The sequence below is a fragment of the Labedaea rhizosphaerae genome, from assembly GCF_004362825.1.
Lineage (GTDB): Bacteria > Actinomycetota > Actinomycetes > Mycobacteriales > Pseudonocardiaceae > Labedaea > Labedaea rhizosphaerae.
In genome coordinates, this window is the sequence record NZ_SNXZ01000008.1 from 201,820 (window position 1) to 212,956 (window position 11,137).

Sequence of the window (11,137 nt, forward strand, 5' to 3'; positions counted from 1 at the left end):
TGAGCTGACCACCTCGCAGCCGCCGGCCAAGGGGAACGGACCGCAACCCAGCCACGGCCACCCCGCCAACCGCCGCTGGCCACTCAACGCAACCGCTTCCGCGACCATGGGGAGCTGGAACCGCCGGCCAAGGGGAACGAGACGCAACCGGACCACGGACGCCCCGCCAACTGAGCGCACGAACCCAACGCAACCACTTCCGAGAATCCCGGGGAGGCGGAACTGCAACGGGACCACGGCCACCCCGCCAACCGCCGCTGGCCACCCAACGCAACCGCTTCCGCGACCATGGGGAGCTGGAACCACCGGCCAAGGGGAACGAGACGCAACCGGACCACGGACGCCCCGCCAACTGAGCGCACGAACCCAACGCAACCACTTCCGAGAACCCCGGGGAGGCGGAACTGCAACTGGACCACGGCCACCCCGCCAACCGCCGCTGGCCACCCAACGCAACCACATCCGACACCCTGAGGAGCTGGAACCGCCGGCCAAGGGGAACGAGACGCAACCGGACCACGGACGCCCCGCCAACCGAGCCCTGCCCACCCCACGCAACCATTTTCGGAAAGGCCGGGGAGGCGGGACAGCGGCGGCAACTGTCGGTACCCGCGTGTAGCGTCGTTTTTCGTGACTGCTCTCCGCGAACGCGTCCCCCGCGAGCCGGCGAAACGGCTGCTCACGGGCCGCGTAGAAGCCGAGGCCTACGTGGCCTCCATCTGTTTCAAGCACGGCCCACCAGGGCTGCTCGGCACCGAGCTCGAGTGGACCGTGCACCACGCCAAGGACCCCACTCTCCCGATAGACCCCGATCACCTGGCAGCCGCCCTCGGGCCGCACTGCCCGCCGACGCTGCACCGCGACGGCCGCAACGTTCCCCTTCCGGCAGGCTCCCCGGTCACCGTCGAACCGGGCGGCCAGGTCGAGATCTCCGCGCCGCCGCGGCGCGCACCGGCTGAGCTCATCGACAGCGTGCTCGCCGATCAGCAGTACCTCTCCGGCTTGCTGGCCGACGCCGGTCTCGTGCTCGGCGACGCCGGGCTCGACCCGTACCGCTCGCCCCGCCGGATCCTGCACACCCCGCGCTACGCCGCGATGGAGCGTGCGTTCGCGCCGCTCGGTGAGCACGGCATCACGATGATGGGCGCCACCGCGGGCCTGCAGGTCTGCGTGGACGCGGGCACGCCCGCCTCGGCGCCGCTGCGCTGGGCCGCCGCGTCGGCGCTCGGACCGCCACTGGTCGCCGCCTTCGCCACCTCGCCGGTGGGGGCCGGCGGCGCGACCGGGTGGGCGAGCGCACGCATGCGCGCGGTGCTCGGCACCGACCCGGCCCGCACGCTCCCGCTGCCGCACGACGCCGATCCCGTGGCCGCCTGGGTGCGACGCGTCCTGGACACGCGGGTGCTCTGCATCCGCGGCCCGGGCGACAACTGGGACGCCCCGGCCGGTCTCACCTTCGCCGACTGGGTGGCGGGCGGCGGGCCCAGACCGCCCACAGTGGACGATCTGGACTACCACATCTCCACCCAGTTCCCGCCGGTGCGCCCGCGCGGGTACCTGGAGATCCGGTACCTCGACGCCCAGCCCGGCACCCGGTGGACGGTGCCGCTCGCCGTGCTTGCCGCGGTGTTCGGCGACGACCGGGTCACCGAGGCCGCCCTCGAGGCGTGCCTGCCGGTGGCCGACCAGTGGTACCGGGCCGCCGAGCGCGGCTTGGCCGACGACGGGATCGCCCGCGCGGCCGCCACCGTGCTCGACCTGGCCGTGCGCGCGTTGCCCGCGCTGGGGCTCACCCCGGCGTGGAACGCCGCCATCACCGCAGACCTCCACCGCATCCACGCGCGAACCCAGCGGAGAGACTCATGACACCCCGCGCAGCGAACTCGAACCGTGGACCGCTCAACCGCACCTCAGGGGAACGTGACGCAACCCAGCCACGGACGCCCGACCAACCGGAACCTTTCGCTCGCAACGCGACCACTTCCGGAAAAGCCGGGGAGGCGGAGCTGTCCACCGCACGCGAACTCGGCGCCGAGGAGTTGCGCGCGCTCGTCGCGAAAAGCCTCGACCGCGCGCGCGAGCGCAGCACCCTGCTCACCGACGCCGTCGACGACGAAGACCTGGTGCGCCAGCACTCCAAGCTGATGTCCCCGCTGGTGTGGGACCTCGCCCACATCGGCAACCAGGAAGAGCTCTGGCTGGTCCGCGACGTCGGCGGGCGCGAGCCGGTGCGCATCGACATCGACGAGTTGTACGACGCGTTCCAGCACCCGCGCGCCGATCGGCCCCAGCTGCCGCTGCTGAACCCCACCGAGGCCCGCGCGTACGTGCGCGAGGTGCGGGACAAGGTGTACGACGTGTTGTCCGGCGCCCGGTTCGAGGGGCGGCGCCTGACCGAGAACGCCTTCGCCTTCGGCATGATCGTCCAGCACGAGCAGCAGCACGACGAGACCATGCTGGCCACCCACCAGTTGCGGGTCGGCGCGCCCGTCCTGCACGCGCCCGAGCCGCCGCCGGCCGCTCCGGTCGCGACGCCGGAGGTCTTGGTGCCCGCGGGGGAGTTCACCATGGGCACGGCCACCGAACCGTGGGCGCTGGACAACGAGCGCACCGCGCACCAGGTGCACGTCGACGCGTTCTTCATCGACACGGTGCCGGTGACCAACGGCGCCTACTTCGAGTTCATCGCGGCGGGCGGCTACGACGACCCGCGGTGGTGGAGCGAGGCGGGCTGGGCCCACCGCGTCGAGGCGAAGCTCGAGGCGCCGCGGTTCTGGGCGCGGGACGGCGATCGCTGGGTGCGCACCCGGTTCGGCGTCGTGGAGCCGGTTCCGGCCGACGAACCCGTTGTGCACGTGTGCTTCTACGAGGCGCAAGCGTTCGCGGCGTGGGCCGGCAAGCGGTTGCCGACCGAGGCGGAGTGGGAGAAGGCCGCCCGGTTCGACCCCGCGTCCGGCCGCTCGCGCCGCTTCCCTTGGGGTGACGAGGATCCGACGCCCGAGCACGCCAACCTCGGTCAGCGTCACCTGCGGCCCGCGCCGGCCGGTGCGTACCCGCGTGGCGCGTCGGCGTTGGGCGTGCGGCAGCTGATCGGCGACGTGTGGGAGTGGACGGCGAGCGACTTCCTGCCGTACCCGGGGTTCGCCATGTTCCCGTACCCGGAGTACTCCGAGGTGTTCTTCGGCCCGGACTACAAGGTCCTGCGTGGTGGGTCGTTCGGTACCGACGAGTCGGTGGCGCGGGCGACGTTCCGCAACTGGGACTACCCGATCCGGCGGCAGATCTTCGCCGGGTTCCGCTGCGCCCGCGACGCCCACCCGGAGGAGCTCGGCTGATGTGCCGCCACCTGGGGTACCTCGGCCCGCCCGTGCCGTTGGCGGATCTTGTCCTGGATCGCCCGCACGCCTTGGTGCACCAGGCGTGGGCACCGGCGGACATGCGTCAGGGCGGCACGATCAACGTGGACGGGTTCGGCGTCGGCTGGTACGTGCCCGGCCGCGCCGAGCCGGTCCGCTACCGCCGTGCCGTTCCGATGTGGACGGACGAGTCGTTCCTGAGCATCGCCGCCGGCGTGTCCAGCGGTGCCGTGCTGGGTGCGATCCGGTCGGCGACCGTCGGCATGCCCGGCGGCGAGGACGCGTGCGCGCCGTTCGCCGACGGGCGCTGGCTCTTCAGCCACAACGGGGTGATCCGCGGCTGGCCGTCGTCGGTCGAGTCGCTGGCCGCTCGGCTGCCGGTGGCCGATTTGCTGCGGTTGGCCGCACCGACCGACAGCGTGACGCTGTGGGCGTTGGTGCGCAACCGTTTGCAGTCCGGCATGAGCGCGGCCGACGCCGTCGCGGCCACGGTGGCCGAGGTCGGCGCCGCCGCGCCCGATTCGCGGCTGAACGTCATGCTGACCGACGGCACCGAGCTGGTCGCCACCACGTGGTGGCACTCGCTTTCCGTGCTGTGCACCGAAGATTCCGTGGTGGTCGCGTCCGAGCCCTGGGACGACGACCCCCGCTGGCAGTCCATCGACGACCGGCAGCTGGTCGTCGCGACCCTTCGGCCCGACGGTCCACATGTGACCGTCCGCCCCCTGAGGAGTTCCATGATCGAGGTCCACCTGCCGCCCGACCACGCCGCGCGGTCGCTGGCCGCCGACGTGCGCGCGGGCCTCACCGCGAGCCCGAAGACGTTGCCGCCCAAGTGGTTCTACGACGCGCGGGGCAGTGAGCTGTTCGAGCGGATCACCCGCCTCGAGGAGTACTACCCGACGCGGGCGGAGCGCGAGGTGCTCGCGGCGCGCGCGGCGGAGATCGCCTCCGCGTCGGACGCCCATACCCTGGTGGAGCTGGGTTCGGGCTCGTCGGAGAAGACCCGCTTGCTGCTGGATGCCTTGCGCGACAACGATTCGTTGCGTCAGATCGTCGTGCTCGACGTGTCCGAGACGGCCCTGCGCGATGCCTCCTCGGCGTTGCGCGACGAGTACCCGTCGGCCCAGGTACACGGCGTGGTCGGCGACTTCACCGAGCACCTGTCGCTGTTGCCCGGCGAGTCACCCCGGCTGGTCGCCTTCCTCGGCGGCACGATCGGCAACCTGCTGCCCGCCGAGCGTGCGAAGTTCCTGTCGTCGGTGCGCGACGTGCTCAGCCCCGGCGACTCGTTCCTGCTCGGCACGGATCTGGTGAAGGACGAACAGACCCTCGTCGCCGCCTACGACGACGCTTCCGGCGTGACGGCGGAGTTCAACCGCAACGTCCTGCACGTGCTGAACCGCGAGCTGAACGCCGACTTCGACGTGGCCGCGTTCGAGCACGTGGCCCGCTGGAACGCTGACGAAGAGCGGATCGAGATGCGCCTGCGCGCCACCCGCGCGATGCGGGTCCACCTGCCCGGGGTGGACCTCGAGGTGTCGTTCGAGCAAGGGGAGGAACTGCTCACCGAGGTGTCGGCCAAGTTCCGCCGCGAGACCGTCGCCGCGGAGCTGACCGCCGCCGGTTTCGCGCTGCGCGAGTGGTGGACCGATTCCGAAGGCCGCTTCGCGGTTTCCCTGGCTTCGGCCGAATAGCGCAACCGGATCGTCCGGTCGACATTAATTTGCATTTGTCCCATTGTCCGGGAGCCGGGCGGCGTTATCGTCGTCCGGCATTCGGTGCCCTTTCCCGTACCAGGAGGCAAGGCGATGGGAATCATCCGAAGATCGGCCCTCGTGCTCGGCGCGGTCGTGGTGTGCGTGCTCGGGTTCGTCGCGCCGCAAGCACAAGCCGCCAAGCCCACGACGCTCACGGTGGGCAACTTCTCCAGTTACGAATACCTGCCGACCTGCTCCAACACAGCGCCCTACCCGTGCGGGCCGACGGCGCTCAACCTGGAGTTCCGGATCTACACCAGCCGCAGCTACAACTACGCGATCACCGTCGGGTGGCAGATTTCCGGTGGCACCGCCACCCCGGGCGCCGACTTCACCGGTCCGACCAGCGGCACGGTCACCATCGCCGCCAACACCATCAACAACGCCGTGCAGATCCCGCTGGTCTACGACGGTGTCGGTGAGCCGACGGAGACGTTCCAGGTCCACCTCACCAGCGCCAGCGTGCCCGCCGACCTCAGCTCGGTCGGGACCGAGACGATCCTCGACGGCTCCCGCATCCCGGCCGACTGCTCGCTGAGCAAGACGTCTCCGGACCAGGAGTCCATGACCTGCACCGGCCGCCCGGCGGGCCAGACCTGGTACCTGCTCGCCGAGTGTCACTACCCGTTGGGCGATCCCGAGATCCGCGGCAACGACGTGACCGGCAACGGCACATCGTCGGGTGTCTGCGGCTTCGGCACCACCACGTTGTACGGCGCCACCTTCCAGGTCATGCCCTGATCAGAGCACGCTCTTGCCGACGAGGACCACGGCTGCCAGGCCGGCGACCGCCAGGATGCCGGTCCGCAGCCGTGGCCCTTCGACGAACTTGCGCAACGGGCTCGACAGCAGGAAACCCACGGCCATGAACGGGACCAGCAGCAGCGCGATCCACAGGTGCTCGACCTTCACCTCGCCTACCACGAGCAGGGTCACCAGCGACGACACCGAGGACAGCAGGAAGTACACGCCGAGCGTCGCGCGCACGGTCGGCCCTTCTTCGTTCTGGTACAGCAACGCGATCGGCGGCCCGCCGATCGCGGACGTGGTGCCGAACGCGCCGCTGGCGGTCCCGGCCACCACCAGGCTGTGACGGTTCAGCTTGGGCGTCCACGTGATCAGCGACAGCCCGACGCACACCAGCACCGAGAGCCCGACGGCGAGGTTGAAGCCGCGGGCCGGCAGCAGCGCGATCGCCAGCACGCCGAGGATGTTGCCCGGGATCCGGCCACCCAGCGCCCACCAGACGTTGCGCCACTCGATGTGACCGCGTTCGCGGGTCGCGGACATCACCGCGTTGCCGCACGCCACCAACAGCAGCGGCACCGGCACCAGGGCCGGGTCGATCAACGCCATCAGCGGGCCCGCGAGCAGATTCAGCCCGTAGCCGACGACACCCTGCACGAGCGCGCCCGCCAGCATGATCAAGCCGGCCACGAGCAACAACTGCACGCTCACGCAAACCCCTTCCGGACATGACAACGGGGCCGCCCGAAACCGGACGGCCCCGCTGGTCGAACCACCGTTACGACCGGACCATCTTGCGCAGCACGTACTGCATGATCCCGCCGTTGCGGTAGTAGTCCGCCTCGCCCGGGGTGTCGATGCGGACCACCGCGTCGAACTCCACGCCCTTGTCGGTCGAGACGTGCACGGTGCGCGGGGTGTCGCCGTCGTTGAGCGCGGTGACCCCGGTGATCGTGAACGTCTCGGTGCCGTCGAGGCCCAGCGACGCGGCGGTCTCGCCGGCCGGGAACTGCAACGGCAGCACGCCCATGCCGATCAGGTTAGACCGGTGGATGCGCTCGAAGGACTCCGCTATGACCGCCTTCACACCGAGCAGCGAGGTGCCCTTGGCCGCCCAGTCACGCGACGAGCCCGAGCCGTACTCCTTGCCCGCCAACACAACCAGCGGGATGCCGGCCGCGGCGTAGTTCTGCGCGGCGTCGTAGATGAACGCCTGCTCGCCGTCCTTGGTGAAGTCGCGGGTGTAGCCGCCCTGCACACCCTGACCGTTGCTGTCGAGCAGCTGGTTGCGCAGCCGGATGTTGGCGAACGTGCCGCGGATCATCACCTCGTGGTTGCCACGGCGCGAGCCGTAGGAGTTGAAGTCCTTGCGCTCGACGCCGTGCTCGGTCAGGTACCGGCCCGCGGGGGTGTCCTGCTTGATCGCACCGGCCGGGGAGATGTGGTCGGTGGTCACCGAGTCGCCCAGCAGGGCCAGCACGCGGGCACCCTCGATGTCCTGCACCGGCGACGGCTCGTTCTGCATGCCGTCGAAGTACGGGGGCTTGCGCACGTAGGTCGAGTCGGGGTCCCACTCGAAGGTGTTGCCGGTCGGCGTGGGCAGCGACTGCCACCGCTCGTCGCCCGCGAACACGTCGGAGTACTTGTCGGTGAACGAATCCGGGTTCAGCGCCGACGCGATCACCTCGGCGATCTCCTGCGGCGAGGGCCAGATGTCGTCGAGGTACACCGGCTTGCCGTCACTGCCCGTGCCCAGCGGCTCGGTGGTGATGTCGATGTCCATCGAGCCGGCCAGCGCGTACGCCACCACGAGCGGCGGCGACGCCAGGTAGTTCATCTTGATGTCCGGGTTGATCCGGCCCTCGAAGTTGCGGTTGCCCGACAGCACCGACACCACGGCGAGGTCGGATTCCTGCACGCCCGCGGAGATCTCGTCCTGCAGCGGGCCGGAGTTGCCGATGCACGTGGTGCAGCCGTAACCGACCAGGTTGAAGCCCAGCTTGTCCAGGTACGGCGTGAGCCCCGCGCGGTCGTAGTAGTCCATGACGACCTTGGACCCGGGCGCCAGCGTGGTCTTCACCCACGGCTTGCGCTCCAGACCGCGGTTCACGGCGTTGCGGGCCAGCAGCGCCGCGCCGATCATCACCGACGGGTTGGACGTGTTGGTGCACGAGGTGATCGCGGCGATCGCGACCGCGCCGTGGTCGAGCTCGAAGGTGTTGCCGTCCAGGGTGACCGTGGTCGGCTTGCTCACCCGGCCCTCGGCGCCGTAGGCCGCCGAGTGGTAGTCGTAAGGCTTGCCGCTGTTGCCGTTGCCGGACGCGGCTGGGGCCGGCGAGTCGCTGGCCGGGAACGACTCCTCGGACGACTCGTCCACAGAGGACTTCGCCGCGTCGTCGTCGCCGGGGGAGACGTAGTCGGCGAGCGCGGCGCGGAACGCCGGCTTGGCGTCGGACAGCGAGATCCGGTCCTGCGGGCGCTTCGGGCCGGCGATCGAGGGGACGATGGAGGCGAGGTCCAGCTCCAGCGTCTCGGAGTAGCGCGGCTCCTTGTCCGCGTCGTGCCAGAGGCCCTGCTCCTTGGCGTACGCCTCGACCAGCGCGACCTGCTCGGCCGAGCGGCCGGTGAACTTCAGGTAGTCGATGGTCTCGCCGTCGATCGGGAAGATCGCCGCCGTGGAGCCGAACTCCGGGCTCATGTTGCCGATGGTGGCGCGGTTGGCCAGCGGCACGGCGCCGACACCCGAGCCGTAGAACTCGACGAACTTGCCGACCACGCCGTGCTTGCGCAGCATCTCGGTGATCGTCAGCACGAGGTCGGTCGCGGTGGCGCCCGCGGGCAGCTCACCGTGCAGCTTGAAGCCGACGACGCGGGGGATCAGCATCGAGACCGGCTGGCCGAGCATCGCGGCCTCGGCCTCGATGCCACCGACGCCCCAGCCCAGCACGCCCAGGCCGTTGACCATGGTGGTGTGCGAGTCGGTGCCGACCAGCGTGTCCGGGTAGGCCTGGCCATTGCGGACCATGACCACACGCGCCAGGTGCTCGATGTTGACCTGGTGCACGATGCCGGTGCCCGGCGGGACGACCTTGAACTCGTCGAACGCGCTCTGGCCCCAGCGCAGGAACTGGTAGCGCTCCTTGTTGCGCTCGTACTCCAGGTCGACGTTGCGCTCGAAGGCGTCCGGGCGGCCGAAGATGTCGGCGATCACCGAGTGGTCGATCACCAGTTCGGCCGGCGCGAGCGGGTTGACCTTGTCCGGGTCACCGCCGAGCTGGGTCACCGCCTCGCGCATGGTCGCCAGGTCGACCACGCACGGCACGCCCGTGAAGTCCTGCATCACGACGCGGCCGGGGGTGAACTGGATCTCGACGGACGGCTCGGCGTCCGGGTCCCACGAGGCCAGCGCGCGGACGTGGTCGGCGGTGATGTTCACGCCGTCCTCGGTGCGAAGCAGGTTTTCCAGCAGGATCTTCAGGCTGTACGGCAGGCGGTTGGCGCCCTCGACGCCGGTCAGCCGGAACACCTCGTAGGAGGTGTCGCCGACCTCGAGCGTGCCGCGCGCGCCGAAGCTGTCCTTGCTCGTCGGTGCAGTCACTTCCAACTCCAGCTTGGTGAAAGTCAGTTCGTGGGCGAGTCTCGCGCATCCCCTCCAGGTCCGCAGTCGCGCCCTTGCGTTTAACAGTACGCTTGTCCTGTATTCGGCTTCAACCCGGGGCGCGACGCCCGGGTGAGGGCACCGGTACGGTGTCGTGCGCGGATCGGGGCGGTGGACGGGGTGATCGATGATCGCGCTGGAACAGGTGGCCAAGCGATATGGCCGGGGCGCTCCCGTCGTGTCGGGGATCGATCTTGAGCTGGCCGACGGGGAGATCGTCGTCCTGGCCGGCGCCAACGGTTCCGGCAAGTCGACGGTGTTGCGGATGGTCGCGGGCCTGACCAAGCCGAGCGCCGGCAAGATCACGGGGATCCCGCCCTCGGTGAGCTACCTGCCCGAGTCGTTCCCCTCCGGGTTGCGCATCACCGCCGACGAATACCTCAAGGCGATGGCCGCGATCCGCGGCGCCGACGTGACAAAGGTCGACGACCTGCTCGCCGAACTCCGCTTCACCGGTGACCGGACCCAGCCGATGGGTGCGCTCTCCAAGGGCAACGCGCAGAAGATCGGCCTCGCGCAGGCGTTCCTCGCCGACTCGGGGCCGATGGTGCTCGACGAGCCGTGGTCCGGGCTCGACCAGCTGGCCAGCGACCGGCTCGGCCCGCTGCTGCTGGCCGAGGCCAAGCGCGACCGGGTCATCCTGCTGACCGACCACGGCGGGTTCGCCCACCGCATCGAAGGCGTCCGCGCCTTACGCCTGCGCGACGGTGAACTCGTGCCGGACGAGGGGTCCGGCGCCGCGATGCTGGTGGAGCTGCGCTGCCCGCCGGGCGTGCGCGGCAAGATCAAGAGGATGCTGGGTGTCCAGTCCTCGCAGTCCGACGACAGCATCCTGTCGGTGCGGGTGGCGCAGGAGCAGTGCGACCGGCTGCTGCTCGCGGTGCTCGGGGCGGGCTGCTCGGTGGTCGCGGTGCACCCGGCGGGCACGACGGTGAGGCGGCCGTGACCACGATGACCCCACTGCTGAACTACCTGGCCAAGGACATCGCGCGCTCGCAGCGCTACATCCCGCCGGTGCTGGCCTACCTGCTCGTGGCCGCCGTGGTGTTCGGCGGCGACCCGGGCCCGGCCCTGCCCGCGTACTCGATCGTCGCGGTGATGATCTACCCCGTCGGCGCCTGGCTGGCCGTGACCTGTGCCAACGCCGAGGACCCCATGCTGCGCACGGTGACCGTGGTGACCGCCGGCGGCTGGCTGCGCGTCGGCGCGGCCGTCACGGGGCTCGCGTGCACGATCGTCGTGGTGCTCACCGTGCTCGGCAGCGTGATCCCGGCGATCGTCCACGGCTATTCGGTGACCGAGATCGCGACGGGCGCGAGCGCCCAGTTGATCACCGGACTGGCCGGCGTCGTGCTCGGCGTGCTGTGCGGGCGGCCGGTGGTGCGCAAGATCGGCATCTCGGCGCTGGCCGTGATCGTCGTCGTGCTGGTGACGTTCGCGGCGGGCAAGGTCCCGCCGGTCGGCGCCGTGATCGGCCTGCTGTCCCAGTCCGACCACGGCATCGCGGCCAGCCAGCACCCGGGCTGGGTGCTCGGCGGCGACCTCGCGATCGTCTTGGTGCTGCTCGTCGGTGCCACCTGGCTCGCGGCCGAAATCGGCCGCAGGAGGGACTAGTC

The 11,137-nt window shown here is 70.5% G+C and carries 8 protein-coding genes and 1 pseudogene; 7 read left to right on the plus strand and 2 right to left on the minus strand.

Annotation, left to right across the window (positions count from 1 at the left end):
• The first annotated feature begins 630 nt into the window (after window positions 1-630).
• From egtA to EV186_RS33645, 5 genes and pseudogenes are all read left to right on the plus strand, one after another.
• Window positions 631-1,866 carry an ergothioneine biosynthesis glutamate--cysteine ligase EgtA gene (egtA, locus tag EV186_RS33630; protein ID WP_243754433.1) on the plus strand — a complete coding sequence of 412 codons (1,236 nt, stop codon included), beginning with the start codon at window positions 631-633 and terminating at the stop codon, window positions 1,864-1,866.
• A complete protein-coding gene (gene egtB / locus EV186_RS33635; RefSeq protein ID WP_133853539.1) occupies window positions 1,863-3,335 on the plus strand; it encodes an ergothioneine biosynthesis protein EgtB in 1,473 nt (490 codons plus the stop codon). Before egtA ends, egtB begins: the two co-directional genes overlap by 4 nt.
• Window positions 3,335-4,036, plus strand: a pseudogene (gene egtC, locus EV186_RS40325) (ergothioneine biosynthesis protein EgtC); the annotation flags it as partial. The gene egtB and the pseudogene egtC, both read left to right, overlap by 1 nt.
• A 57-nt stretch (window positions 4,037-4,093) precedes the next feature.
• On the plus strand, window positions 4,094-5,053 hold the full coding sequence (gene egtD / locus EV186_RS40330) for an L-histidine N(alpha)-methyltransferase (protein WP_243754460.1): 960 nt from the start codon (window positions 4,094-4,096) through the stop codon (window positions 5,051-5,053).
• A gap of 114 nt (window positions 5,054-5,167) precedes the next feature.
• Entirely contained in the window at window positions 5,168-5,857 is a 690-nt protein-coding gene (locus tag EV186_RS33645) for a Calx-beta domain-containing protein (protein ID WP_133853541.1), read from the plus strand.
• On the opposite strand, the gene EV186_RS33650 is transcribed toward EV186_RS33645, so the two are convergent.
• Both EV186_RS33650 and EV186_RS33655 read right to left on the minus strand, forming a co-directional pair.
• Window positions 5,858-6,574 carry a sulfite exporter TauE/SafE family protein gene (locus tag EV186_RS33650; protein ID WP_341815913.1) on the minus strand — a complete coding sequence of 239 codons (717 nt, stop codon included), beginning with the start codon at window positions 6,572-6,574 and terminating at the stop codon, window positions 5,858-5,860.
• Between the two features lie 67 nt (window positions 6,575-6,641).
• Entirely contained in the window at window positions 6,642-9,461 is a 2,820-nt protein-coding gene (locus EV186_RS33655; RefSeq protein WP_133853542.1) for an aconitate hydratase, read from the minus strand.
• Window positions 9,462-9,648: 187 nt separating this feature from the next.
• Between EV186_RS33655 and EV186_RS33660 the strand changes: the two genes are divergently transcribed.
• Both EV186_RS33660 and EV186_RS33665 read left to right on the plus strand, forming a co-directional pair.
• Entirely contained in the window at window positions 9,649-10,467 is an 819-nt protein-coding gene (locus EV186_RS33660) for an ATP-binding cassette domain-containing protein (RefSeq protein ID WP_133853543.1), read from the plus strand.
• Complete coding sequence (locus tag EV186_RS33665) at window positions 10,464-11,135, plus strand: hypothetical protein (protein ID WP_133853544.1); 672 nt, start codon at window positions 10,464-10,466, stop codon at window positions 11,133-11,135. The genes EV186_RS33660 and EV186_RS33665 overlap by 4 nt, the downstream gene beginning before the upstream one ends.
• Window positions 11,136-11,137 lie beyond the last annotated feature (2 nt).

Bases quoted from the DNA above. Each gene is read 5' to 3' on its own strand.
- egtB (WP_133853539.1), top strand. From the start codon at position 1,863: ATGACACCCCGCGCAGCGAACTCGAACCGTGGACCGCTCAACCGCACC.
- egtD (WP_243754460.1), top strand. From the start codon at position 4,094: ATGATCGAGGTCCACCTGCCGCCCGACCACGCCGCGCGGTCGCTGGCC.
- EV186_RS33645 (WP_133853541.1), top strand. From the start codon at position 5,168: ATGGGAATCATCCGAAGATCGGCCCTCGTGCTCGGCGCGGTCGTGGTG.
- EV186_RS33660 (WP_133853543.1), top strand. From the start codon at position 9,649: ATGATCGCGCTGGAACAGGTGGCCAAGCGATATGGCCGGGGCGCTCCC.